We start from the raw sequence: 24,367 nt of genomic DNA, 5'->3' as shown, positions 1-24,367 counted from the left end.
CAGAGCGGGGCCGGGCCCGCCACGGAATTACCGGCCGGGCCCGCCGTGCAGTCGTCACCTGACGCATCCAAATGAGCCACGGAAAGGGGAAGTTCACCCCGTTCCACCCTCGTCTCCTCCCCGCGTTCTCCGGTCCGGCCTCAGCCCGGTGGGAGGCCGAGCAGGGTACGGGTCTCGCCGACCAGGGCCAGTGAACCGATGACCACGATCAGGCCGCCCGGTCCGGTGAGCCGGGCCGCGTGCCGCAGTGCCGTGGGGACGTCCGGCGCGCGGTGGGTGTGCGGGCGGTCGGCGACACAGCGGGTGAGGTGGTCCGGATCGGCCGCCGTCGGCGATCCGGTACGCGTCACCAACAGGGGCCAGTCCGCGGGCAGTTCGTCCAGCATCTCGGCGGCCGCCTTGTTCTCGCCCGCCGCGAAGACCAGCACGGGGGCCTGCCCCGCATCCGTTATCCGCCGGATCTCCGGAAGCACGGTGGCCATGCTGTGCGGATTGTGCGCCCCGTCCATGAGGACCGAACCGGACCAGTCGTCCAGCCGGGCGGGACGCACCAGTTCCAGCCGGCCCGGCCACGTGGTGGCCGCCAGGCCCTCCCGCAGCCGGCTCTCGGTGAAGCCGGGCACCAGGCCGCGCTGGCGCAGCGCGTCGATGCCCGCGACCGCCAGCGCGAGATTGCGTTCCTGATGGGCGCCGCGCAGGGGACAGGGCAGGTCACGGTGGATGCCGAGCGGCGTGCTCACCTGCGCCACCTCCCGGCGCGCCGGGACCACGGACGAGGGCCCGTCACCCGCCGCCGCACCGCCCGCGGGTCCGGGAACCGCGTCGGCGGGCCGGGTGGTGACCCGGATCTCCTCGCCGAGGCGCCACACCGTCAGCCCGCTGCGTTCGGCGAGAACCCGACGCACCATCTGCTCGGCCTCCGGCGGCAGTTCGCCGAGAACGACATGGTCACCGTCCCTGACCACCCCGGCCTTGGCCCAAGCGATCTCCGCGTACGAATGCCCCAGCATCTCCATGTGATCCAGCGCCACATTCGTGAGGACCTTCACGCCGAGATCGAACGAGTTCACGGCGGTGTCCCGGCCGCCCGCGCTCGCCTCCATCACCGCCAGATCGACGCCGACCCGCCGGTAGTGCACCACCGCGGCGGCGGCCCGCAGCGCCGGCGCGTCGAGCGGCTCGCTCAGCCGCCGGGCCGCGGCGTCGACCTCGGCGTACGCGGAGGTGTACGCCGAGCGCGAGACCGGGACGTTGTTCACGCGGATGCGCTCGGTGGACTCCTGGAGGTGCGGGCCCGGCATGCTGCCGACCCGCAGTCCGCACGCGGCCAGACCCGATACCGCGAACGCGCAGGTCGACCCTTTCCCGTTGGTACCGGCGACCAGAATGCCCCGCAGCTCCTGGCCGGGCCACTCCAGCGCATCGAGCAGCGGAGGGAGATAGTTCTTGACCGGTAACCGCGTCGCCCGGGGGCCGGTGGTGAGGTTCTGGGCCTGCTCATAATCCATGGCACGAGATCATGCCGCAGCCACCGCCGCGCATCGGCGGAGTTACGCGATCCGGAGCCATGGCGGAGCCGTGGGGCGGCGCTCGGGCGGGCCGGTCAGGGAGCGGGGACGGGGCCGCCGGGCCGGAACCGCTCCACCCCGACGATGTGCCGCACCTTGACCGGGCGCACGATCACCGCGACCCGCTGTTCCCGCGGCATGATCCACTCGAACCGCTCGCTGCCCAGGTACTTCCGGGCCAGCCGGTCCATCCGGTCGTGCGCCTCCTGGCCCTCGATGAAGCGGGCCACCTCGCCACTGATCTGCACCCGGTCGAAGGGATCGGCGGCATCGGCGTGCGACAGATAGACGCGGGGATCGCGGCGCAGATTCTCCTCCTTCACCCGGCCCACCGAGGTGTTGAACGTCAGCTCCCGCTCTCCCTCCAGATCCACCCACATAGGACTGACCTGCGGCGCTCCATCGGCGAACACGGTTCCGACGTACCAGATGTTGGCGGCTTGCAGGCGGGCGCGGACGGCTTCGTCGAAGGTCGCAGTCATCCCGGGAGGCTACCAACCACGATCTGCGGGACGGCCCGGAGAAATGCCCGTCGCGGGCGAGCGCCGGCGGAAGCCGGACGACAGAAATGCCCGTCGCGGGCGAGCGCCGGCGGAAGCCGGACGACCGGCGGTTGCCCCTTCAGCGCTTGAGAGCACCCGCGCAGCGCGGCGACAGCGGACGGCAAAAGGCAAGGCCAAAAGGCAAAGGCAAAAGGCAAAGGCAAGGAGGTCAATTCTCTCCTTGCCGCTCTCAACGTATAGCGCACCGGGGGCCTTGCGGCAAGGCCCGGGTGGTGCCGCAGAATGGTCGGCCAAGGCCAGTACCTGGGGAAATAACAGATTCACGAAGTACGTGTGCTGTCGTTGCTGTTGTTGGCATACGGGGCGCGCGGAGACGCCGAACCGACCGCGCCGACCGCACCGATGGTGGGACTCGCGGCGTGATTGCGGCACTTGGCACGGTGGCGCCGTGGCGTGGCGTCGCGGACCTGCGCGCCGTCCGACCGCGCGGGCGGCCGGCCTGAACCCAACCTTGTTGAATTCAACCTTGCCAAATGGGGGATTTCGTGATCGACGTGATCGTGGTCGGCGGCGGGCCGACCGGCTTGATGCTGGCCGCCGAGTTGCGGCTGCACGGCGTGCACGTGGTCGTGCTGGAGAAGCTGACCGAGCCGACCGGGGAGTCGCGCGGGCGCGGCCTGCACACGCGCAGCGTCGAGCTGATGGACCAGCGCGGCCTGCTGGACCGGTTCCTCGCGGTCAGTGAGAAGTTCCAGGTCGGTGGTTTCTTCGGCGGCATCCTCAAGCCGTGGCCGGAGCGGCTGGACACGGCACACCCGTACGGCCTCTCCACCCTGCAGCCGGTCACCGAGCGGCTGCTCAACGAGCGTGCCGTCGAACTCGGTGCCGAGATCCGGCGTGGCTGCGAAGTGGTCGGGCTGAGCCAGGATGCGGACGGTGTGACCGTCGAGCTGGCCGGTGGGGTCACCCCCGCCAGTGAGGGCGTGGTCGGCGGGGGAGGCGCGCAGCTGCGCTCGCGCTACCTCGTCGGGTGCGACGGCGGCAGAAGTGCGGTGCGCAAGGGGCTCGGTGTCGGTTTCCCCGGTGAGCCCGCCACGGTCGAGACGCTCCTTGGCGACATGGAGATGGCCGAGGATCCGGCGACGGTCGCCGCCGTTGTCGAGGAAGTCCGCAAGACCCAATTGCGGTTCGGCACCATCCCCAACGGGGACGGCACGTACCGCGTCATCGTGCCCGCCGACGGCGTGTCCGAGGACCGTACGACCGCGGCGCCGACCTTCGGAGAGTTCAAGCAGCAGCTGCGGGCGGTTGCGGGCACCGACTTCGGCGTGCATTCGCCGCGTTGGCTCTCCCGGTTCGGCGACGCCACCCGGCAGGCCGAGCGCTACCGGGTCGGCCGGGTACTCCTCGCCGGCGACGCGGCGCACATCCACCCGCCGACCGGCGGTCAGGGGCTCAACCTCGGCGTGCAGGACGCGTTCAACCTCGGCTGGAAGCTGGCCGCCGCGGTCAACGGCTGGGCGCCGGAGGGGCTGTTGGACAGCTACCACGCCGAACGGCACCCGGTGGGCGCCCGCGTGCTGGAGAACACCCGCGCGCAGATCACGCTCCTCGGAACCGATCCTGGTGCGACCGCGCTGCGGGAGCTGTTCTCGAAGCTGATGGACTTCGATGAGGTGAACCGGTACGTGACCGGCATGATCACCGCGGTCGGGGTCCGCTACGACTTCGGCGAGGGCCACGAACTGCTCGGCCGGCGGCTGCGGGACGTGGAGCTGAAGCGCGGACGCCTCTATGAGCTGATGCACGAAGGCCGCGGACTGCTGCTCGACCAGACCGGCCGGCTCTCGGTGGCGGGCTGGGCGGATCGGGTCGATCACGTCGTCGACGTCAGCGAGGAACTGGACGCGCCCGCGGTACTGCTGCGGCCGGACGGCCACGTGGCGTGGGCCGGCGAAGACCAGCAGGAGCTGCTCGACCGGCTGCCCCAGTGGTTCGGCGCCGCCGGCTGAGAGCGCAGCCGTGGCCGTGGGCGGTGGGGCATCGGTCAGGTTGGTTGTGCTGTCGTGGCAGGTCGCGGTCTGCCGCCTGATGGCGGCTGACTTGATCATCATTACTACGGTTCGCGCCGTTTTGCCGGTGTTCGTCGGTCATCGCCGGGTTGATCTCTGGTTGATCTCGTCCCTTGTGCGCCGGCGTCAGTCCCAGGAAAGATGATCCGCCATGCCCACCAAGACTCTGCAGATTCCCACCGCGGACGGCCAGGCCGACGCTTTCGCCGCCTTCCCCGACCGTGGCGAGCGGCACCCGGGGGTGCTGCTGTACCCGGACGCCTTCGGCGTGCGGCCCGTGCTGAAGGAGATGGCCCGCGAACTGGCCGAGCACGGGTACTACGTGCTCGTCCCCAACCTCTACTACCGGCAGGGCCCGGCGCCGGTGATCGAACTTCCCGAGCACATCGGAGAAGAGGCCCGGCCCGCGGTCATCGCCCAGCTGATGCCCTTGATCGAGGCGCACACCACCGCACGTGTCCTGCGCGACGCCGATGCCTACCTCGGGTTCCTCACCGCCCAGCCCGAGGTCGGCGCCGGACCGGTCACCACGATCGGCTACTGCCTGGGCGCCGTCCTGGCGATGCGTACCGCGACGGCCCACCCCGGCCAGGTGGCCGCCGTCGCCGGATTCCACCCGGGCTTCCTGGTCACCGACGCGCCCGACAGTCCGCACCGCCGCATCCCCGAGCTCACCGCCCAGGTCCACATCGGCCTCGCCGAAGGCGACATGTCGCCCGAGGCGATCAGCGAGCTCAACCAGGCACTGGATGCCGCAGGTGTCGGCTACACCACCGAGATCTACCCCGGCACCATCCACGGCTTCACCATGTCCGACACCGAAGCCTTCAACCCCGCCGCACTGCAGCGCCACTGGGACCGCCTGCTCCCCCTCCTCGACCGCACCCTGGCCGACTGCTGAAGCCCACGGCTCCGGAGCCGTGAGCGAACGCGTCCGGCCCCCGTCCGACCACGGCCGGCCGCGTACCGAATCGGTGATCACGTGCGGGGCGATCAGCCCTTCCGGCCCGCACCGGTCCGGGCGCGCCACGGCTCCGGCATCCGCGTACGTGTCCTCGGGGGAGCGGCCCTGTGCGTACGACGGAGAAGGATCCCGCTGATGTGATCGGAGTGTGAGGGATCCTCCGCGCGCAGATTGCATAAAACTGCCACACTCCGTATAGTCATGCCATCGAGGAGGAGGGACCATGGCGGTGCGAGCAGCAGTGGCCGGTGCGAGTGGGTACGCGGGGGGTGAAGTCCTGCGTCTGCTTCTGGGGCATCCGGAGGTGGAGATCGGCGCGGTGACCGGGCACTCCAGCGCCGGGCAGCGACTGGGTGCCGTGCAGCCGCATCTGCTGCCGTTGGCCGAGCGCGAGATCGGGCCGACGTCGGCCGAGGCGCTGGCGGGCCACGACGTGGTGTTCCTCGCGCTGCCGCACGGGCAGTCCGCGGCGGTCGCCGATGAGCTGGGGCCCGAGGTTCTCGTCGTCGACTGCGGGGCGGACTTCCGGCTGAAGGACGCCGCCGACTGGGAGGCGTTCTACGGCTCGGCCCATGCGGGCACCTGGCCGTACGGGCTTCCCGAACTGCCCGGCGGGCGCGAGGCGCTCAAGGGGACCAAGCGCATCGCGGTCCCCGGCTGCTACCCGACCGCCGTCTCGCTCGCGCTGTTCCCCGCCTACGTGGCGCAGCTCGCCGAGCCCGAAGCGGTGATCGTCGCGTCGTCCGGCACCTCGGGAGCGGGCAAGGCGGCCAAACCGCACCTGCTGGGCTCGGAGGTGATGGGTTCGATGAGTCCGTACGGCGTCGGCGGCGGGCACCGGCACACCCCGGAGATGATCCAGAACCTCAGCGCGCTGGCCGGCGAGCGGGTCGGGGTCTCCTTCACTCCGACCCTCGCGCCGATGGCCCGCGGCATCCTCGCCACCTGCACCGCGAAGGCGAAGCCCGGAGTGGACGCGGCGGCGGTGCGCAGCGCGTACGAGAAGGCGCTGGACGGCGAGCCGTTCGTGAGCCTGCTGCCCGAGGGCCGGTGGCCGGCGACCGCCGCCGTGTACGGGTCCAACATCGCGCAGCTCCAGGTCACCCTCGACCCCGCGGCCGGCCGGATCATCGCGATCTGCGCCATCGACAACCTTGCCAAGGGCACCGCAGGCGGCGCGGTGCAGAGCATGAACATCGCCCTGGGCCTCCCCGAGGACACGGGGCTCCCGAAGGTCGGGGTCGCCCCGTGACACGGAAGGGCACGGGGCAGCAGGGCGTGACCGGCGGGGCCGGAGAAGCGATGGAGGAGAAGAAGCAGTGAGCGTCACCGCAGCACAAGGGTTCACGGCGGCGGGTATCGCCGCCGGGATCAAGCAGAACGGCAATCCGGACCTTGCCCTCGTGGTGAACAACGGGCCGCGCCTCGCCGCCGCCGGGGTGTTCACCTCCAACCGCGTCAAGGCCGCGCCGGTCGTCTGGTCCGAGCAGGTGCTCAAGGGCGGCCGGGTCTCCGCCGTCGTCCTCAACTCCGGTGGCGCCAACGCCTGTACGGGCCCGCTCGGCTTCCAGGACACCCACGCCACCGCGGAGAAGGCCGCCGATGTGCTCGCCGGCCACAACGCGGGGGAGGTGGCCATCGCCTCCACCGGCCTGATCGGGCTGCGGCTGCCGATGGACAAGCTGCTGCCCGGAGTCGAGCGCGCCGCGGCCGAACTGACCGAGCACGGCGGCGAGAAGGCCGCCATCGCGATCAAGACCACCGACAGCGTGCACAAGACGGCGGTGGCCGGCGGCGCGGGCTGGACGGTCGGCGGGATGGCCAAGGGCGCGGGCATGCTCGCGCCGGGCCTCGCGACCATGCTCGTGGTGCTGACCACGGACGCCGACGTACCGGCCGCCGAGCTGGACACGGCGCTGCGGGCGGCGACCCGTACCACCTTCGACCGGGTCGACTCCGACGGCTGCATGTCGACCAACGACACGGTGCTGCTGCTCGCTTCCGGCGCCTGTGGCGTCGTCCCGGACGGCACGGAGTTCGCCGAGGCCGTACGGGCCGTCTGCGACGACCTCGCCCGGCAGCTGATCGGCGACGCCGAGGGCGCGAGCAAGGACATCCGCATCGAGGTGATCAACGCCGCGAGCGAGGACGACGCCGTCCAGGTCGGCCGTTCCATCGCCCGCAACAACCTCCTCAAGTGCGCCATCCACGGCGAGGACCCCAACTGGGGCCGGGTGCTCTCCGCCATCGGCACGACGTCGGCGGCCTTCGAGCCCGACCAGCTGAACGTCGCGATCAATGACGTCTGGGTCTGCAAGAACGGCTCGGTGGGCGAGGACCGTGATCTTGTCGACATGCGGTACCGGGAGGTGCGGATCACCGCCGACCTCTCGGCCGGCAGCGAGTCCGCGGTCATCTGGGCCAACGACCTGACCGCCGACTACGTCCACGAGAACAGCGCGTACTCGTCATGAGCGATTCCCCCGCCGCCACCGGCGCGACCCGCAAGCACACCGCACTGCCCAAGGCCCGCACCCTCATCGAGGCGCTGCCCTGGCTGACCCGCCATCACGGCAAGACCGTCGTCGTCAAGTTCGGCGGCAACGCCATGGTCGACGAGGAGCTGAAGAACGCCTTCGCCCAGGACGTCGTCTTCCTGCGGCACGCCGGACTGCACCCGGTCGTCGTGCACGGCGGCGGCCCGCAGATCAGCGCCCAGCTGGACCGGCTCGGACTGGAGTCGGAGTTCACGGCGGGCCTGCGGGTCACCACGCCGGAGGCGATGGACGTCGTACGGATGGTGCTGGCCGGCAAGGTGCAGCGCGAGCTGGTCGGCCTGCTCAACCGGCACGGGCCGCTCGCCGTCGGCCTGACCGGCGAGGACGCCCAGCTGATGAGCGCGACCAAGCACTACGCGGTGATCGACGGCGAGCAGGTCGACATCGGACGGGTCGGCGAGGTCACCGCGATCGACACCGGCGCGGTGCAGGCGCTGCTGGACGACGGCCGGATCCCGGTCATCTCCTCCATCGCCCGCAGCAGCGACGAGGGCGACGCATCCGGTGTCTTCAACGTCAATGCCGACACCGCGGCCGCCGCGCTGGCCGCCGCGCTCGGCGCCGAGACGCTGATGGTCCTCACCGACGTCGAGGGCCTGTACGAGGACTGGCCGCACAGCGACGAGGTGATCTCCCGCCTCACCGCCACGGAGCTGGAGAAGCTGCTGCCCGACCTGGCCAGCGGCATGGTGCCCAAGATGGAGGGCTGCCTGCACGCCGTCCGCAACGGCGTGCGCAACGCCCGGGTCATCGACGGGCGGGTCCAGCACTCGATTCTGCTGGAGATCTTCACCGACGAAGGAATCGGCACGATGGTCGTGCCGGACACGGACACGATCGAGGGGACGGTATGAGCGAGCCGATGGACAACGCGGGCCTCGAACGGCGCTGGCAGGGCGCCATGATGGACAACTTCGGCACCCCCCGCCTGGCCCTGGTACGTGGCGAAGGCACCCACTTGTGGGACGCCGACGGCAAGGAATACCTCGACTTCCTCGGCGGGATCGCCGTCAACGCGCTCGGCCATGCCCACCCCGCGGTGGTCCGCGCCGTGTCGGACCAGGTCGCCACCCTCGGCCATGTCTCCAACTTCTTCGTCGCCGAGCCGACGGTCGCCCTCGCCGAACGGCTGCTCGCGCTGGCCGGCCGCCAGGGGCGGGTCTACTTCTCCAACTCCGGCGCCGAGGCCGTCGAAGCCGCCTTCAAGATCGGCCGGCTGACCGGGCGCCGGCACATGGTCTCCGCGGCCGGCGGCTTCCACGGCCGGACCATGGGTGCCCTCGCGCTCACCGCCCAGCCCGCCAAGCAGGCCCCCTTCGCGCCGCTGCCCGGCGACGTCGACCACGTCCCGTACGGCGACGTCGACGCACTCCGCGCCGTCGTCACCACCGACACCGCCCTTGTCATCCTGGAACCCCTCCAGGGCGAGAACGGCGTCGTCCCGGCGCCGCCCGGCTACCTCCAGGCCGCTCGGGAGATCACCGCCGCCACCGGCACCCTGCTGGTACTCGACGAGATCCAGACCGGCATCGGCAGGACCGGGCACTGGTTCGCGGCCCAGGCGCCGGGTGTCGAGGCCGACATCATCACCCTCGCCAAGGGCCTCGGCGGCGGCCTGCCCATCGGCGCGACGCTGGCCTTCGGCCCGGCCGCCGAGCTGCTGACCCCCGGCTCGCACGGCTCGACGTTCAGCGGCAACCCGATCGTCTGCGCCGGCGCCCTCGCCGTGCTGGACACCATCGAGGCGGACGGGCTGCTCGACCACGTCAAGCGGGTCGGCGAGCGGCTGCGGGCCGGCATCGAGGCGTCGGTGCACCCTCTGGTCGACCAAGTCCGCGGCGCGGGCCTCCTCCTGGGTATCGTCTTGACCGAGCCCCTCGCGCCCCAGGTGCAGCAGGCGGCTCAGGACGCGGGCCTGCTGGTGAACGCGGTCGCGCCGGACGTCATCCGGCTCGCCCCGCCGCTGATCCTCTCCGAGGACGATGCGGATACGTTCCTCCACAGGCTCCCCGCCGTCCTCGACACGGTCCGCGAAGGGGCCGACGGGGAACAACGATCCGGAGACTGACGACAACGATGACCGAGGCGCAGGACAACGAGACGCCGGTCGGCGGCCAGGCCGTACCGCAGACCCGCACCGCCCGCCACCGCCGGATCGTGGACATCCTCAACCGGCAGGCGGTCCGCTCCCAGAGCCAGCTCGCGAAGCTGCTCGCCGACGACGGGCTCACCGTCACCCAGGCGACGCTCTCGCGCGACCTGGACGAGCTGGGCGCGGTGAAGATCCGCAACACCGGCGGTGAGCTGATCTACGCGGTGCCCAGCGAGGGCGGCGACCGCACGCCACGGGCGCCGCTGGGGGAGTCGGCCAAGGAGGAGCGGATGCGCAGGCTCTCCGGCGAACTGCTCATTTCGGCCGAAGCGTCGGCCAATCTCGTCGTGCTGCGCACGCCGCCGGGCGCCGCGCAGTTCCTCGCCTCGGCCATCGACCAGGCCGAACTGCACGACATCCTCGGCACCATCGCGGGCGACGACACCCTGATGCTGATCAGCCGCGACCCCGCGGGCGGCCAGGCGCTTGCCGACCATCTGCTGCGGCTGGCACAGAAGGCGCACTGAGCGGGCCTGCGCTCAGTGCGCCGTCTCCTTGACCCGGTGGCAGCCGCCGCAGTACCGGGCCTGCGGCACGATCTCCAGCCGCGCGAACGGAATCGGCAGACCGCAGCGGTGGCACCGGCCGTAGCCGCCGCGGTCCATCCGCTCCAGGGCGGCCTCCACGTCCACCAGCACCATCCGGGCGGAGGCCGCCAGTTGGACGTGCACCTCCAGCTGCCCCGGTGAGGCACGTTCGCCAGGCCGCAGATCCCGCGAGGCGGCGGACCGCTCGAACTCCCGCAGCTGATCGTGGCGGAACCGGCGCTGGTCCTCCAGGTTCGCGCGCAGCGCGGCCAGTTCCTCGGGATCCAGACCTGCCGGACCGGCATCGATGAGCTGGTGGGGCACGACGTCACATCCTCCGGGAGAGGCGAAAGGGAGAGCGGCGCGTCCGGCGCCGGTCAGACGGTGCGTTCCTGGCAGCCGACGCAGCAGCGGGCGTACGGCAGGATCTCCAGCCGCTCGACGGGCACCGGCTTCGCGCACCGCCCGCAGTCCCCGTACGTCCCCGCGTCCAGGCGGGCAACCGCCGCGTCGATCTCGGCGAGCACCTGCCGGATCGCCCGGGTCTGCACCGCCAGCAGCGCGTCCGTACCGGGCGGCGCGCTCTCCTCGATGGCGGCGAGCTGCGTCAGACGGGAATGACGCTCGTGCGCGAGGCGCCCGCGGGCATCGTGCGCGGTGAGCCGCTCGGCTCGGGGATCGGCGTGGGCCGCTTCTGGCGACATGACGGACGGTTCCTTTCCGGTACACCCCGGCCGGATCCGCTGCGGATTCCGGCACGTAGCGAATCCGCGGTGGATCCGTCACGGCCCCGGAACGCCGTATCGAGGGGCACCGGGGCGGGGCGAGGCAGGTGGTGCGGGGTCGAGGGCGGACGGACGGACTGGCCCCACCCTGGCCGCCGGTGCCGGTTCCTGCCATGGGGGCCGGCACCCATTTCCGGGGGCGCCTGAGCTGTAACCGCCTGCCCGCGCCCCGCGTATCCGGTGCGGCGGATGGCTGCCGTACCCGATCGACGTGGCCTCCCCGGCACCGGCAGGCTGGGCCGTACCGGGTCGTCGGCGGTCAGGACCCGGCCGTCCCCGTGGGCGCGGTGGATGGGAGAGTGGCCGAAACGAGGAGGTTTTGCACGCTGTGGCCGTGTCGTTGTTCTGGCGGATCTTCGGGCTCAACGCGGTGGTGCTGGGCGCGGCCACCGCGCTGCTGCTGTGGGCGCCGGTGACCGTATCCGTCCCCGTCGTGCTCACCGAGGCCGTCGTCCTGATCGGCGGCCTGGTCGTCATGCTCGTCGCCAACGCAGCGCTGCTGCGCATCGGACTGGCCCCGCTGGACCGGCTGACCCAGCAGATGACCACCGTCGACCTGCTGCGGCAGGGTCACCGGCTGCCGGTCGCCGGACACGGCGAGGTCGCCCAACTGCTGCGCACCTTCAACGAGATGCTCGACCGGCTCGAAACCGAGCGCGCCACCAGCACCGCCCGGGTGCTCTCCGCCCAGGAGGCCGAAAGGCGCCGCATCGCCCAGGAACTCCACGACGAGGTGGGACAGAGCATGACCGCCGTACTGCTCGAACTCAAACGCGCGGCCGACCGCGCACCGGACACCCTGCGCGCCGACCTCCAGCACGCCCAGGAAACCACCCGGCAGAGCCTGGACGAGGTCCGCAGGCTCGCCCGCCGACTGCGCCCCGGCGTCCTCGACGACCTCGGCCTGGTGAGCGCGCTGACCGCGCTGACCACCGACTACGCCACCCACACCGGCCTCGCCGTGCACCGCCGCTGCGCCCCCGACCTGCCGGCCCTGGGCCCCGAGACGGAGCTGGTGCTGTACCGCGTCGCCCAGGAGGCGCTGACCAACGCGGCCCGGCACGCCGACGCCAGGAACGTCGAACTGACCCTGCGGCACTCCCGTACCGAGGTCGTGCTGGACGTCTGCGACGACGGCCGCGGCCTGGGCCACGCATGGGAGGGCGCCGGTATCCGCGGGATGCGCGAGCGTGCGCTGCTCATCGACGCCGGCCTGGACATCGGGGCAGGTCCCACGGGCGGCGCCCGGGTCCGGCTGACCGTTCCGCTGCCCCGGGACGCCGCATGACGCACCCGCCCCGCACCCACCCGTCGCGCCCGGACGCGTCCCCCGCGGACGCGCGCACGCTCCGCCCGGCCCGCATCCTCCTCGCCGACGACCACGCGCTGGTCCGCCGCGGCATCCGGCTCATCCTGGACGGGGAGCCGGACCTCGAAGTCGTCGCCGAGGCCGGGGACGGCGCCGAGGCGCTGGCGCTGGCCCGCAGCAGCCGCCCCGACCTGGCCATCCTGGACGTCGCGATGCCCCGGATGACCGGCCTCCAGGCGGCCCGCGAACTCTCCGCGCTCCAACCGGGCCTGCGCATCCTGATGGTGACGATGTACGACAACGAGCAGTACTTCTTCGAGGCGCTGAAGGCCGGCGCCTCCGGCTATGTGCTCAAGTCGGTCGCCGACCGGGACCTGGTGGAAGCCTGCCGCGCCGCGATCCGCGGCGAGCCGTTCCTCTACCCGGGCGCGGTCACCGCCCTGATCCGCAACTACCTCGACCGCGTCCGGCGCGGCGACGACGTCCCCGACAAGGTGCTCACCGTGCGCGAGGAGGAGATCCTCAAGCTGATCGCCGAGGGCCACTCGTCGAAGGAGATCGCCCGCACCCTGGTCATCAGCGTCAAGACGGTCGAACGCCACCGCGCGAACATGCTGCACAAGCTCGGCATGCGGGACCGCCTGGAGCTGACCCGGTACGCGATCAGGGTCGGCCTGATCGAGCCGTAGCGCGCCGCGAGCGCGGGCGGGCGGGGGCGCGGACGGGGACACACCGGATACGAGGAGGGGGCATGGCGCGGCGGACCGTACGGCGGCCCGGCGGCGCGCTCCGTATCCGGGGCGGCCGCGCGCTGCACACCCTGCTCACGCTCACCGCCCTGCTCGTCGGCCTCCTCCCGGCCGCGTCCCCGGCGACGGCCGCCACCGCGCCCGCTCTCCACGCCACCGCACCGCACCCGGACACCCGGCACTCCGGCACCACCCCGGACACCCCACACTCACGCACCCCAGACCTCGGCATCCGCCACAAGGCCACCCCCTGCGCGGGCACCCCGCAGCGGGCCGCGCCCTCCGCCAGGCCCCCGCTCTCCGCGCTGCGGCCGGGCACGCCGTGCGGGAACGAGCCCGGCCACCCGCACCTGCCCGCGCCCGGCACCGCATCCGCGTACCGCTGGGCGCCCCCGCTGCGCGCCGGCCCCCGCCTGCCCCGCCTGCGCCCCGCCCGCCAGGACCGCCTCCGGTACGCCGGACGGTGCCTGGACCGCGCTCCGCCCCACTCCAGCAGCTGACCGACGTCCCCGTCGCTTTCCGCCGCGTCCGGCAACTCCCGGCCGCGGTATGCCTGTTGGAGGCATTGATGACCCGCGCCACCAGGGTGCGGGCGCTGCTCGCGCTCGCCCTGCTAGCCCTGTCCGCCTTTCTCGCCGTGACACAGCCCGTCCGGCTCGGTCTCGATCTGCGCGGCGGTACGCAGATCGTCCTGGAGACCCGCGACTCCCCGACGGCCGATGCCGACCGGGACGCGACCGACCGCACACTGGAGGTGCTGCGCCGCCGGGTGGACGCCCTCGGTGTCGCCGAACCGTCCATCGCCCGCTCCGGGGACCACCGGATCGTCGTGGAACTACCCGGCGTCCAGGATCCGGAGCAGGCCACCGAAGTGCTCGGCCGCACCGCCCAGTTGACCGTCCACCCGGTCCTCGGCACGGCCCCCGGTCCGCAGCAGCAGGACCGGAAGGAGAAGAAGACCGCCGACCCGGCGGAGAAGGTCCTCCCCGACGCATCCGGCGCGCACCTGCGCCTGGGGCCGCCCGCTCTCACCGGCGCCGAGGTGGACCGGGCCGATGCGCAGTTCGACGCGGAGACCGGGGCCGGCTGGTTCGTCGGCCTCGATCTGCGCGGCACGGGGGAGCGGGCCTGGGCCGGGCTGACCGGCGAGGCGGCCTGCGCGCCGCCGGGGGATCCGGCCCGGCGGGCCGCCATCGTCCTGGATGACAAGGTCATCTCCTCGCCGCAGGTCGACACCTCGGTGGCCTGCGGCACCGGGATCACCGGCGGCTCGACGCGGATCACCGGCGGATTCGACCAGGAAGCGGCGGCCGAACTGGCGCTGCTGGTCAACGGCGGCGCGCTGCCGGTACCCGTCGAGGTCGTCGAACAGCGGACCGTGGGCCCGACCCTGGGCGCCGCCGCCATCGACTCCAGCGCCCGCGCGGCGGCCCTCGGCATCGCGCTGACCGCCGTGTTCCTCACCGTCGTCTACCGGCTGCTCGGCTTCCTCGCCACGCTCGCCCTGGCCTGCTACGCGCTTCTCTCGTACGCGGCACTGCTCGCCGTCGGCGCCACCCTCACCCTCCCCGGGCTCGCCGGTTTCGTGCTCGCCGTCGGGATGGCGGTGGACGCCAATGTGCTGGTCTTTGAACGCGCCAGGGAGGAGTACGCGGCCGGCGGCAGCGGGCGCGCGACCCGCAGCGACGGGTCAGCGGCCGCGCCCCGGAGCCTGCGCACCGCACTGACCGCCGGCTTCCGGCACGCCTTCAGCGCCATCGCCGACTCCAACGTCACCACCCTGCTCGCCGCAGGACTGCTGTTCCTGTTCGCCTCCGGGCCGGTCCGCGGCTTCGGCGTCACGCTGTCCGTCGGCGTGCTGGCCTCCATGGTCAGCGCCCTGCTCGTCACCCGGGTCCTGGCCGAGTACGCGGTGACCCGCAAGGCCCTGGAGCGCCGACCGCGGCTGTCCGGCATCGCAGGTCACGGGCGGGTGCGCCGCCTGCTCGTCCGCCGCGGCCCGTCCCTCATGCGTCACCGGCGCCGCTGGCTCGCCGGATCCGCCGCCGCCCTGATCCTGGCTACCAGCGGCATCGCGCTGCGCGGCCTCGACTTCGGGGTGGAGTTCACCGGCGGCCGGCAGATCGCCTACACGACGGAATCCCCCGTCGACGCCGAGCGGGCCCGTACCGCCCTGGGCGACGCGGGCTTCCCGCGGGCGGTCGTCCAGACCTCGGGCGACGGGGAGCTGACGGTCCGCACCGAGCGGCTGACCGGCCAACAGGAGGACCGGGTCGGCGAGGTGGTCGACGCACTGGGCGGCGGCGCGCAGAAGGTACGCGACGAGCTGATCGGGCCCAGCCTCGGCGACGAGCTGCGCCGCAATGCGCTGATCGCCCTCGGTGTGGCGCTCGCCGGTCAGATGGCCTACCTGGCGCTGCGCTTCCGCTGGACGTTCGCGGTCTCCGCGGTCGCCGCGATGGCACACGACGTGCTGATCCTCGTCGGCGTCTTCGCCTGGCTGGGCAAGCCGGTCGACGGGGTCTTCCTCGCGGCCCTGCTGACGGTCATCGGCTACTCCGTCAACGACTCCGTCGTGGTCTTCGACCGTGTGCGCGAGCTGTGGGCGGCCGCCCGTCGCACCCCGTTCCCGCAGATCGCCGACACCGCCCTGCTCCAGACCGTGCCGCGCACCGTCAACACCGGCATCGGCGCCGTCTTCATCCTCGCCGCGCTCGCCGTCCTGGGCGGCGACTCGCTGACCGACTTCGCCGTGGCGCTGCTGATCGGCATCGGCGTCGGGACGTACTCCTCGATGTTCACCGCGACGCCGCTGGCCATCGCGCTGGAGGCACGCAGCGGCAGCCCCGCGCCGCGTCCGGCCGGCCGCAGGTCCGGCGGGCGGAGAGCGGCAGGCACCCGCCGTGGTCCGGGGCAACGGCCCGGGAACGGCGCGCAGGTCTGATCGGGGGCGCGCAGGAAAAAACCCGCTGACCTGGAGATTTCTCTCCGGTCAGCGGGTTTTTCGCACCGTCGGGACGACAGGATTTGAACCTGCGACCCCTTGACCCCCAGTCAAGTGCGCTACCAAGCTGCGCCACGTCCCGGTGCTCGTTCCGGCCGGATGACCTCCGGTCGGTGCGTGCAGAAGAAAAATACCCTGTCCGGTGCCCTGAATCCAAAGCGGGGGTTCCGACGGCCCGCGGGAGGCGGTCGTACGGGGGTGCCGCGCGCACCGGCGGAGCGGTGCCTGACGTGTTTCGATGAGGCTATGGCAAAGGAATCGCATGGCACCGGACACCCGGGAAACGGCGGCTCCGGGAGCGACATCCAGGTGCGCCGGATCTACGACGCGGCCGAGCCCGCCGACGGCGCCCGCGTCCTGGTCGACCGGCTGTGGCCGCGCGGCGTCTCCAAGGAGGACGCCCGGCTGACCGAGTGGTGCAAGGACGCCGCGCCGTCGCCCGACCTGCGCCGCTGGTACGGCCACGACCCCGGGCGCTTCGACGAGTTCGCCGGCCGCTACCGCGAGGAGCTGGGTGAGCCGCAGCCGCAGGTGGCGCTGCGGCGGCTGCGCGAGCTGGCGGCGGACGGCCCGCTGACGTTGCTGACCGCGACGAAGGACCTGCCGCACAGCCATGTGCAGATCCTGCTGGAGGCGCTGCGCGAGGCCGGCTGACGGGCCCGCGACACTCCGTAGGACCGCTGCTGACCTGCGACTTCGCTCTCGCGTTGACGAAACATACAGTGGAGTGCATACTTATGCCTATCAGCGTATGCACCGTAAGGAGAGCCCCGTGACCGAGCGCGTCGTACTCGCCTACTCGGGCGGCCTGGACACCTCTGTCTGTATCGGCTGGATCGCCGAGGAGACGGGCGCCGAGGTCATCGCCGTTGCCGTGGATGTCGGCCAGGGCGGCGAGGACCTGGACGTCATCCGCAAGCGCGCCCTGGCCTGCGGCGCCGTCGAGGCCGAGGTCGCGGACGCCAAGAACGAGTTCGCCGACGAATACTGCCTCCCGGCGATCCAGGCGAACGCCCTCTACATGGACCGCTACCCGCTGGTCTCCGCCCTCTCGCGGCCGACCATCGTCAAGCACCTGGTGGCCGCCGCCAAGAAGCACGGCGCCTCCACCGTCGCCCACGGCTGCACCGGCAAGGGCAACGACCAGGTCCGTTTCGAGGCCGGCATCTCCTCCCTCGCCCCCGACCTGAAGTGCATCGCCCCGGTCCGGGACTACGCGATGACCCGGGACAAGGCCATCGCCTTCTGCGAGGAGAAGAACCTCCCGATCGCGACCACCAAGAAGTCGCCGTACTCCATCGACCAGAACGTCTTCGGGCGGGCCGTCGAGACCGGCTTCCTGGAGGACATCTGGAACGCGCCGATCGAGGACGTCTACGAGTACACCGAGAACCCGGCCACCCCGCGCGAGGCGGACGAGGTCGTCATCACCTTCCAGCAGGGTGTCCCGGTGGCGATCGACGGCAGGCCCGTCACCGTCCTGGAGGCCGTCCAGCAGCTCAACGTCCGGGCCGGCGCCCAGGGCATCGGCCGGATCGACATGGTCGAGGACCGGCTGGTCGGCATCAAGTCCCGTGAGGTCTACGAGGCCCCCGGCGCCATCGCGCTGATCACCGCGCACCAGGAGCTGGAGAACGTCACCGTCGAGCGCGAACTGGCCCGCTACAAGCGGCAGGTCGAGCAGCGCTGGGGCGAACTGGTCTACGACGGCCTGTGGTTCTCGCCGCTCAAGCGCGCCCTGGACGGCTTCATCGCCGAGGCCAACCAGCACGTCACCGGCGACATCCGGATGACCATGCACGGCGGCCGCGCGGTCGTCACCGGCCGGAAGTCCGCCGAGTCGCTCTACGATTTCAACCTGGCGACCTACGACACCGGCGACACCTTCGACCAGTCGCTGTCCAAGGGCTTCATCGAGCTGTTCGGAATGTCCAGCAAGATCGCCGCGCAGCGTCAACTGCGGGCGTAGCCCGACGCGACCAGAGCCGAGCACAGGACCGCACATTCCCGCACCACCCCGCCTCCCCGCCCCGCGCGGGGCGGTGGTCGCACCGTCACAGTCCTTGAGGAGCAGCAGTGAGCAACGGCGCCGATTCGATCGATAAGAGCACGGGCGACGTCCGGCTCTGGGGCGGCCGATTCGCCGACGGACCGGCGGAGGCACTCGCCCAGCTGTCCGCGTCGGTCCACTTCGACTGGCGCCTGGCCCCCTACGACATCGCCGGATCCCGCGCCCACGCCCGCGTGCTGCACAAGGCAGGACTGCTCACCGCCGACGAGCTGGAGCGGATGCTGGCCGGTCTCGACCGGCTGGCGGCCGACGTCGCCGACGGCTCCTTCACCGGCACCGTCGCCGACGAGGACGTGCACACCGCCCTGGAGCGCGGCCTGGTGGAGCGGCTCGGCGCCGACCTCGGCGGCAAGCTGCGGGCCGGCCGGTCCCGCAACGACCAGGTCGCCACGCTCTTCCGGATGTACCTGCGCGACCACGCCCGGATCATCGGCGGCCTGCTCGTCGAACTCCAGGAGGCGCTGGTCGGCCTCGCGAAGGCACACCCGGACGTCGCGATGCCGGGCCGCACCCACCTCCAGCACGCCCAGCCGGTGCTCTTCGCCCACCACGTGCTGGCCCACGTCCAGTCGCTGTCCCGGGACGCCGAACGGCTGCGGCAGTGGGACGAGCGGACCGCCGTCTCGCCGTACGGATCCGGCGCGCTGGCCGGCTCCTCGCTGGGCCTCGACCCGGAGTCGGTCGCCGCCGACCTGGGCTTCGAGCACGGCAGTGCGGGCAACTCCATCGACGGCACGGCCTCCCGTGACTTCGTCGCCGAGTTCGCCTTCATCACCGCGATGACCGGTGTCAATCTCTCCCGGATCGCCGAGGAGGTCATCATCTGGAACACGAAGGAGTTCTCCTTCGTGACCCTGCACGACGCCTTCTCCACCGGCTCGTCGATCATGCCGCAGAAGAAGAACCCGGACATCGCCGAGCTGGCGCGCGGCAAGTCGGGCCGCCTCATCGGCAACCTGACCGGCCTGATGGCGACGCTCAAGGCGCTGCCGCTCGCCTACAACCGCGACCTCCAGGAGGACAAGGAGCCGGTCTTCGACTCCTGCGACCAACTGGAGGTCCTGCTCCCCGCCTTCACCGGGATGATGGCCACCCTGACCGTCCACCGCGCCCGGATGGAGGAGCTGGCCCCCGCCGGCTTCTCGCTCGCCACGGACATCGCCGAGTGGCTGGTCAAGCAGGGCGTGCCGTTCCGGGTCGCGCACGAGGTCGCCGGTGAGTGCGTCAAGGAGTGCGAGGCGCACGGCATCGAGCTGGACGAGCTGACCGACGAGCAGTTCGCCAAGATCTCGCCGCACCTGACCCCCGAGGTCCGCACGGTGCTCAACGTGCCCGGCGCGCTCGCCTCGCGCAGTGGCCGGGGCGGCACCGCGCCGTCCGCCGTCGCCGTCCAGCTCGCCGAGGTGACGGCTGACCTGGCGACGCAGCGGGCCTGGGCCACGGCGAAGCAGCCGACGACGTAGGGACGGTACGGAGGCGGGCGGTGCGATGCCGGCCGCCCCTCCCGGCACGTGCGGCGGCCCCCACCCGATGGACCGGGTGGGGGCCGCCGCCGTGTCCGATCGGCGCAAGGCCCGGCACCCCTCCAAAGGGAGCGCCCCACGTACTGGATGAGACATTCACGTCTCATTCCATTAAGGTGCGTCTCATGGCCGTGGACCGTGCACGCGTACTCGAAGAAGCCGCCGCGCTGCTGGCGCGCCGGTCGACCTCCTCCATGGACGAGATCGCCCGCGCCGCCGGCATCAGCCGCGCCACCCTGCACCGGCACTTCGCGGGCCGGGACGCGCTGATCCGCGCCCTGGAACAGCTCGGCATAGAACAGCTCGCCCAGGCGATGGACGCCGCCCGGCTCGACGAGGGCGACGCCGCCGGCGCACTGCGCCGGCTGGTCGCCGAGGCCCAGCAGGTCGCCGGCGTGCTGGCCTTCCTGTTCACCGAGAACCAGCTGTTCGAGGGCGAGGAGGTCAACGCGGGCTGGGCCCGTCTGGACACCCGCATCCACGCGCTGTTCCGCCGCGGCCAGGAAGAGGGCGACTTCCGCATCGACCTGAGCGCGACCTGGCTGACCGAGGCGTTCTACGGACTCGTCGGCGCCGGCGCGTGGGCCGTCCAGGACGGCCGGGTCGCCCGCAACGACCTCACCCACTCGATCGCCGAGCTGCTGCTCGGCGGCATCCGACGGAGCATGGAGAAATGAGCGAGACCGTAGCGGCGGGACCGGCAGGTTCGGCCCACGAGGACCACCCCCGCCCCGGACGCTGGCTTGCGCTCGCCGTCCTCGTCCTCGCCGTACTGCTGGTCGGTGTGGACGCCACGGTCCTCGGCCTGGCGACCCCCTTCCTCAGCGAGGACCTGAAGCCCTCGGGCACCCAGCTGCTGTGGATCGGCGACATCTACTCCTTCGTGATCGCCGGACTGCTGGTCTCGATGGGCAGCCTCGGTGACCGGATCGGCCGTAAGAAGCTGCTGCTCATCGGCTCCGTCGCGTTCGGCGCGATGTCGGCGCTGTGCGCGTACGCCACCAGCCCGGAGATGATGATCGCCGCCCGCGCGCTGCTCGGCGTGGCCGGCGCGACCCTGATGCCCTCCACCCTCGCGCTGATCCGCAACCTCTTCCACGACCCCAAGGAACGCAGCCTCGCGGTCGGCATCTGGGGCGCGATGGCCTCGGCCGGCACCGCCGTCGGACCGGTACTCGGCGGCTTCCTGCTCGGTCACTTCTGGTGGGGCTCGGTCTTCCTGATCAACCTGCCGGTGATGGCGCTGCTGGTGGTCGTCGGCGCCCGGGTGATCCCCGAATCCCGCAACCCGGCCCCGGGACCGTGGGACATCCCCAGCGTCGCCCTCTCGCTGATCGGCATCGTCGGCCTGGTCTACGCGATCAAGGAAGCCGCGGTGCACGGCTTCCGCTGGGACATCGCGGTGGCCGCGGTCATCGGCATCCTGGCGCTGGTCGTGTTCGTCCGCCGCCAGTTCTCGCTGCCCTCGCCGCTGCTGAACATGAAGCTCTTCCACCACCGCGGCTTCTCCGGTGCGGTCCTCGCCGACCTGCTGACCATCCTGGGCCTGTCAGGACTCGTCTTCTTCCTCTCCCAGTTCCTCCAGATGGTGCAGCTGCGCTCGCCGCTGAACGCCGGACTCACCGAACTCCCCGCCGCGATCGGCGCGGTGGGCGCCGGCCTGGCCGCCGGATACGTCGCCCGGCGGCTGTCCGTGCGCATCGTGGTGGCCGGCGGCCTGGCGATCGTCGGGCTCGCGCTCGCCGGCTGCGTCACCCTGCACGCCGACACCGGCACCCTCGCGCTGGCCACAATCCTGTTCGTGGTCGGCGTCGGCGCCGGTTTCGCCTTCACCGTCACCGCCGACGTGATTCTCTCCAGCGTGCCCAGGGAGGAGGCGGGCGCCGCGTCCGCGGTCTCCGAGACGGCCTACGAACTGGGCGCCGCGCTCGGCATCGCGCTGCTCGGCTCCATCGTCACCGGCATCTACCGCGGCTTCGCCACCCCGTCCGGCGTGCCGGCGGGCCCCGCCGACGCGGCCAGGGAATCCCTGGGCGGCGCCGTCGACGCGGCCGCCACGCTGCCGCAGGACCAGGCCGCCGCGCTGCTGAAGACCGCGCAGGACGCCTTCGTCGAAGGGCTCGACGTGGCGGCCGGGGTCGGCGCCGCGGTGCTGCTGGCCGCGTCGGTGGCCGCGTGGTTCCTGCTGCACGGCCAGGAGCTGGGCGACAGTCCGGAGCCCGAGCCGGAGACCGTCCCCGAGCGCCCCGCCGGATCCGCGTAACCCGGGCACCGCCCCCGTCACTTGGCCGTGAGGGCCGCCGCACGCTCCGGCGAACGGCGGCCCTCACGGCCGCTGAGCAGGCCGGTCTGTGGCGGACGGGGGACGGCGGCGCCCGGTGCGCGCCGGCGGGGCGTGTCCTGCGAGGCGGCGCGCGGTGCGGGCGCCATGATCCATACGGCACGCCGCCGGGACCGCTGTCCGCCGCCCGTTCACGTCCGGGACGCGTCCCGGAGGCCGGCCGGCCCGACCCGCCCGTTTGACTCTCCGTCCGTTCCCCTTCGGTCGGGCCCGTTCAGGAGAGTGACGCAGTGCGCGAGATCGGACGACGCTCCTTCTTCACCGCGGCCGGAGTCCTGGCCACCACCGGCGCCATCGGCAGCCGGGCCCATGCCACCGACCACGCACGCGGCGCGGCCACCGCCACCGAATACGTCGACGTACAACTGCTCAGCATCACCGACCTGCACGGCTACCTCCAGGGCGCCCCCGGCGGCAACTCCGTCATCACCGGCGCCGGCGGCCGCACCTACACGGTGGGCGGGGTGGCCTACATGGGCGCGCACCTGAAGGCGCTGCGGGCAGGCCGCACCAACTCCGTCTTCTTCGCGCCCGGTGACCTCTTCTCCGGCTGGGAGTTCGACGCCTCCTCGCTCGCCGACGAGCCCACCATCGAGGCACTGAACGCGATGGGCCTGGACTTCGCCTCCGCGGGCAACCACGAGTTCGACAAGTCCGCGACCTTCCTCACCTCGCACATGGAGGCCGGCACGTCCTTCCCCGTCATCGACCGCGACGACGCCTTCAAGGACTCCACGGGACAGCGGTTCCACGGCGCCGACTTCCCTTACTACAGCGCCAACATGGTCTGGTCCGGCACCGGCAAGACCGTGCTGCCGCCGTACAACATCGTGCAGGTCGACGCCGGCGGCGGCCGCACGCTGCCGGTCGGCTTCATCCACCTGACCGCCGCCGGCACCGAAACCTTCCCCGGCTCCTACCAGCCCGGCCTGCGCACCCTGGACGAACTGGAGACCGCCAACGCCCGCGCCGCCGAACTCAAGGCGAGCGGCGTCAACGCCATCGTGCTCAGCATGCACGACGGCGCGGTGGCGGGCAGCGACTTCAACAGCGGCAGCAACCCCTCGGGACCGGCCTACGAACTGGCCCTGCGCGCCTCGCCCGACATCGACGCGATCGTCACCGGGCACTGGCACTGCGCCTTCAACATGATGCTGCCCGACCCCAAGGGCACCCCCCGCCCGTTCGTCGAGGCCGGCTGCTACGGACAGCTCATCAACGAGATCAACCTGCGCCTCGACCCCACCACCGGAGCCGTCGTCCGGTCCCTGACCACGACCACCAACCACCCCAACACCCGTGACATCACCCCCGATCCGGAGCTGCGGGAGATCGCCGACTACTGGGCCGGCTACGGAACCCGGCGCGCCGCCACCGCACTCGGCACCCAGACCGGATCCTTCATCCGCACCCGCAACGCCGCGGGCGAGAGCACCATGGGCGACCTCGCGGCCGACTGGGCACTGTGGGCGGGCCGGCAGCCGCTCGACCCGACGGCCGACCCCGGCGGGCCCGCCAACACCCCGGCCGACCTCGCCGTCATCGCCGTCGCGCCGCGCACCGGGCAGGCCGTCATCGCCGCCGACCTGGTCCGGGACGCGGCCTCCGGCGGCACCGTCACGTTCGGGCAGGCATGGAACGCCGTCGGATTCGGCGACCCGGTCATGACGGTGACGGTCACCGGCAGGCAGATCCACGACGCGCTGGAGGAACAGTGGGCGCCGGCCCAGGGCGGCGGTCTGGCCTACGCGCCGCTGGCCGTCTCCGGCAACGTCCGCTACACCTTCGACGCCGCCGGCCCGGTGGGCAAACGCGTCGACCCCGCCGAGGTCTTCATCGACGGCAAGGCCCTCGACGAGGCCCGCACCTACCGGATCGCCGCCCCCTCGTACACCCTCATCAACCAGGACGGCTTCAGCGCCTTCCTGGGCTTCACCACACCGGTCCGGCACACCAGGGACTTCGAGAGCTTCGTCTCCTACGTACGGACCACGAAGACGCTCAAGCCGGCCGCCCTGGACCGGGTGCGGGTGAAGAACGCCGCCGCGCCCGGCGCCCGCGTCGGCACCGTCACCGAACGGGCGCAGCTGCGGCAGGCGGACGGCAGCGCGATGCCGCGGCCCGAGGCGGCCCTGCGCGCCGCGCGGACCGGCGGCCCGCAGGGGCAGCGCGCGCCCGGCGGCTTCCGGGTGCCCTGCTGACAGCCGTCCGCGGCACGGCAACGGGCCGCATCCATAAGGG

The 24,367-nt window shown here is 72.1% G+C and carries 22 protein-coding genes and 1 tRNA gene; 17 read left to right on the top strand and 6 right to left on the bottom strand.

Annotation, left to right across the window (positions count from 1 at the left end):
* Positions 1–140: 140 nt before the first annotated feature.
* A complete protein-coding gene (locus tag LIU39_RS27775) occupies positions 141–1,508 on the bottom strand; it encodes a bifunctional folylpolyglutamate synthase/dihydrofolate synthase (RefSeq protein ID WP_227049652.1) in 1,368 nt (455 codons plus the stop codon).
* Between the two features lie 95 nt (positions 1,509–1,603).
* Positions 1,604–2,050, bottom strand: a complete 447-nt coding sequence (locus LIU39_RS27770) for a TIGR03618 family F420-dependent PPOX class oxidoreductase (RefSeq protein WP_227049651.1) — start codon at positions 2,048–2,050, stop codon at positions 1,604–1,606.
* Between the two features lie 566 nt (positions 2,051–2,616).
* Between LIU39_RS27770 and rox the strand changes: the two genes are divergently transcribed.
* The 7 genes from rox to LIU39_RS27735 all read left to right on the top strand — a co-directional run bounded on the left by rox (position 2,617) and on the right by LIU39_RS27735 (position 10,284).
* Complete coding sequence (rox, locus tag LIU39_RS27765; protein ID WP_227049665.1) at positions 2,617–4,083, top strand: rifampin monooxygenase; 1,467 nt, start codon at positions 2,617–2,619, stop codon at positions 4,081–4,083.
* A gap of 211 nt (positions 4,084–4,294) precedes the next feature.
* Positions 4,295–5,044: a dienelactone hydrolase family protein gene (locus LIU39_RS27760; protein ID WP_227049650.1), complete on the top strand. Its 750-nt coding sequence runs from the start codon at positions 4,295–4,297 to the stop codon at positions 5,042–5,044.
* A gap of 286 nt (positions 5,045–5,330) precedes the next feature.
* Entirely contained in the window at positions 5,331–6,359 is a 1,029-nt protein-coding gene (gene argC / locus LIU39_RS27755; protein WP_227049649.1) for an N-acetyl-gamma-glutamyl-phosphate reductase, read from the top strand.
* Positions 6,360–6,426: 67 nt separating this feature from the next.
* Entirely contained in the window at positions 6,427–7,581 is a 1,155-nt protein-coding gene (gene argJ, locus LIU39_RS27750) for a bifunctional glutamate N-acetyltransferase/amino-acid acetyltransferase ArgJ (RefSeq protein WP_227049648.1), read from the top strand.
* Positions 7,578–8,519, top strand: coding sequence for an acetylglutamate kinase (gene argB, locus LIU39_RS27745; protein WP_227049647.1), 942 nt, complete (start codon positions 7,578–7,580; stop codon positions 8,517–8,519). The genes argJ and argB overlap by 4 nt, the downstream gene beginning before the upstream one ends.
* A gap of 8 nt (positions 8,520–8,527) precedes the next feature.
* Positions 8,528–9,733, top strand: a complete 1,206-nt coding sequence (locus tag LIU39_RS27740) for an acetylornithine transaminase (RefSeq protein WP_227049664.1) — start codon at positions 8,528–8,530, stop codon at positions 9,731–9,733.
* 8 nt (positions 9,734–9,741) lie between these two features.
* Complete coding sequence (locus tag LIU39_RS27735; RefSeq protein ID WP_227049646.1) at positions 9,742–10,284, top strand: arginine repressor; 543 nt, start codon at positions 9,742–9,744, stop codon at positions 10,282–10,284.
* A 12-nt stretch (positions 10,285–10,296) separates the two neighbouring features.
* Here LIU39_RS27735 and LIU39_RS27730 read toward each other — a convergent pair whose 3' ends face one another.
* Positions 10,297–10,668, bottom strand: coding sequence for a TraR/DksA family transcriptional regulator (locus tag LIU39_RS27730; RefSeq protein ID WP_227049645.1), 372 nt, complete (start codon positions 10,666–10,668; stop codon positions 10,297–10,299).
* A 53-nt stretch (positions 10,669–10,721) separates the two neighbouring features.
* Positions 10,722–11,048: a TraR/DksA family transcriptional regulator gene (locus tag LIU39_RS27725; protein WP_227049644.1), complete on the bottom strand. Its 327-nt coding sequence runs from the start codon at positions 11,046–11,048 to the stop codon at positions 10,722–10,724.
* 415 nt (positions 11,049–11,463) lie between these two features.
* On the opposite strand from LIU39_RS27725, the gene LIU39_RS27720 reads away from it, so the two are divergent.
* The 4 genes from LIU39_RS27720 to secD all read left to right on the top strand — a co-directional run bounded on the left by LIU39_RS27720 (position 11,464) and on the right by secD (position 16,131).
* Complete coding sequence (locus tag LIU39_RS27720) at positions 11,464–12,417, top strand: HAMP domain-containing sensor histidine kinase (protein WP_227049643.1); 954 nt, start codon at positions 11,464–11,466, stop codon at positions 12,415–12,417.
* Positions 12,414–13,127 (top strand): response regulator, encoded by a 714-nt coding sequence (locus LIU39_RS27715; RefSeq protein ID WP_227049642.1) that lies wholly within the window; start codon positions 12,414–12,416, stop codon positions 13,125–13,127. Before LIU39_RS27720 ends, LIU39_RS27715 begins: the two co-directional genes overlap by 4 nt.
* Before the next feature lie 62 nt (positions 13,128–13,189).
* Positions 13,190–13,687, top strand: coding sequence for a hypothetical protein (locus LIU39_RS27710; protein ID WP_227049641.1), 498 nt, complete (start codon positions 13,190–13,192; stop codon positions 13,685–13,687).
* Positions 13,688–13,755: 68 nt separating this feature from the next.
* Positions 13,756–16,131, top strand: coding sequence for a protein translocase subunit SecD (secD, locus tag LIU39_RS27705; protein ID WP_227049640.1), 2,376 nt, complete (start codon positions 13,756–13,758; stop codon positions 16,129–16,131).
* Between the two features lie 68 nt (positions 16,132–16,199).
* Here the strand turns inward: secD and LIU39_RS27700 are convergent.
* A tRNA-Pro gene (locus tag LIU39_RS27700) sits at positions 16,200–16,273 on the bottom strand.
* Positions 16,274–16,437: 164 nt separating this feature from the next.
* On the opposite strand from LIU39_RS27700, the gene LIU39_RS27695 reads away from it, so the two are divergent.
* The 5 genes from LIU39_RS27695 to LIU39_RS27675 all read left to right on the top strand — a co-directional run bounded on the left by LIU39_RS27695 (position 16,438) and on the right by LIU39_RS27675 (position 22,048).
* Positions 16,438–16,845 (top strand): DUF488 domain-containing protein, encoded by a 408-nt coding sequence (locus LIU39_RS27695; protein WP_227049639.1) that lies wholly within the window; start codon positions 16,438–16,440, stop codon positions 16,843–16,845.
* A gap of 118 nt (positions 16,846–16,963) precedes the next feature.
* Positions 16,964–18,160: an argininosuccinate synthase gene (locus LIU39_RS27690; protein ID WP_227049638.1), complete on the top strand. Its 1,197-nt coding sequence runs from the start codon at positions 16,964–16,966 to the stop codon at positions 18,158–18,160.
* A 128-nt stretch (positions 18,161–18,288) separates the two neighbouring features.
* Complete coding sequence (gene argH, locus LIU39_RS27685; protein WP_227049663.1) at positions 18,289–19,725, top strand: argininosuccinate lyase; 1,437 nt, start codon at positions 18,289–18,291, stop codon at positions 19,723–19,725.
* Between the two features lie 185 nt (positions 19,726–19,910).
* The gene (locus tag LIU39_RS27680) at positions 19,911–20,462 is read left to right on the top strand and encodes a TetR/AcrR family transcriptional regulator (RefSeq protein WP_227049637.1); all 552 of its coding nucleotides are present in this window, start codon (positions 19,911–19,913) and stop codon (positions 20,460–20,462) included.
* Positions 20,459–22,048 carry an MFS transporter gene (locus LIU39_RS27675; protein WP_227049636.1) on the top strand — a complete coding sequence of 530 codons (1,590 nt, stop codon included), beginning with the start codon at positions 20,459–20,461 and terminating at the stop codon, positions 22,046–22,048. Before LIU39_RS27680 ends, LIU39_RS27675 begins: the two co-directional genes overlap by 4 nt.
* A gap of 17 nt (positions 22,049–22,065) precedes the next feature.
* Here LIU39_RS27675 and LIU39_RS27670 read toward each other — a convergent pair whose 3' ends face one another.
* On the bottom strand, positions 22,066–22,215 hold the full coding sequence (locus tag LIU39_RS27670; RefSeq protein WP_227049635.1) for a hypothetical protein: 150 nt from the start codon (positions 22,213–22,215) through the stop codon (positions 22,066–22,068).
* Between the two features lie 141 nt (positions 22,216–22,356).
* Between LIU39_RS27670 and LIU39_RS27665 the strand changes: the two genes are divergently transcribed.
* Positions 22,357–24,327 carry a bifunctional metallophosphatase/5'-nucleotidase gene (locus LIU39_RS27665; RefSeq protein WP_227049634.1) on the top strand — a complete coding sequence of 657 codons (1,971 nt, stop codon included), beginning with the start codon at positions 22,357–22,359 and terminating at the stop codon, positions 24,325–24,327.
* The last annotated feature ends 40 nt before the right edge of the window (positions 24,328–24,367 follow it).

This window comes from Streptomyces pinistramenti, from assembly GCF_020564935.1.
Classification (GTDB): Bacteria; Actinomycetota; Actinomycetes; order Streptomycetales; family Streptomycetaceae; genus Streptomyces; species Streptomyces pinistramenti.
The sequence above is the reverse complement of the archived record's forward strand: the minus strand, read 5'-3'. Positions and strand labels throughout refer to the sequence as shown.

Coding starts and splice junctions, on each gene's coding strand:
- LIU39_RS27775 (WP_227049652.1), bottom strand. CDS start 1,508: ATGGATTATGAGCAGGCCCAGAACCTCACCACCGGCCCCCGGGCGACG.
- LIU39_RS27770 (WP_227049651.1), bottom strand. CDS start 2,050: ATGACTGCGACCTTCGACGAAGCCGTCCGCGCCCGCCTGCAAGCCGCC.
- LIU39_RS27760 (WP_227049650.1), top strand. CDS start 4,295: ATGCCCACCAAGACTCTGCAGATTCCCACCGCGGACGGCCAGGCCGAC.
- argC (WP_227049649.1), top strand. CDS start 5,331: ATGGCGGTGCGAGCAGCAGTGGCCGGTGCGAGTGGGTACGCGGGGGGT.
- argB (WP_227049647.1), top strand. CDS start 7,578: ATGAGCGATTCCCCCGCCGCCACCGGCGCGACCCGCAAGCACACCGCA.
- LIU39_RS27740 (WP_227049664.1), top strand. CDS start 8,528: ATGGACAACGCGGGCCTCGAACGGCGCTGGCAGGGCGCCATGATGGAC.
- LIU39_RS27735 (WP_227049646.1), top strand. CDS start 9,742: ATGACCGAGGCGCAGGACAACGAGACGCCGGTCGGCGGCCAGGCCGTA.
- LIU39_RS27725 (WP_227049644.1), bottom strand. CDS start 11,048: ATGTCGCCAGAAGCGGCCCACGCCGATCCCCGAGCCGAGCGGCTCACC.
- LIU39_RS27715 (WP_227049642.1), top strand. CDS start 12,414: ATGACGCACCCGCCCCGCACCCACCCGTCGCGCCCGGACGCGTCCCCC.
- LIU39_RS27710 (WP_227049641.1), top strand. CDS start 13,190: ATGGCGCGGCGGACCGTACGGCGGCCCGGCGGCGCGCTCCGTATCCGG.
- secD (WP_227049640.1), top strand. CDS start 13,756: ATGACCCGCGCCACCAGGGTGCGGGCGCTGCTCGCGCTCGCCCTGCTA.
- LIU39_RS27695 (WP_227049639.1), top strand. CDS start 16,438: ATGGCAAAGGAATCGCATGGCACCGGACACCCGGGAAACGGCGGCTCC.
- LIU39_RS27680 (WP_227049637.1), top strand. CDS start 19,911: ATGGCCGTGGACCGTGCACGCGTACTCGAAGAAGCCGCCGCGCTGCTG.
- LIU39_RS27675 (WP_227049636.1), top strand. CDS start 20,459: ATGAGCGAGACCGTAGCGGCGGGACCGGCAGGTTCGGCCCACGAGGAC.
- LIU39_RS27670 (WP_227049635.1), bottom strand. CDS start 22,215: ATGGCGCCCGCACCGCGCGCCGCCTCGCAGGACACGCCCCGCCGGCGC.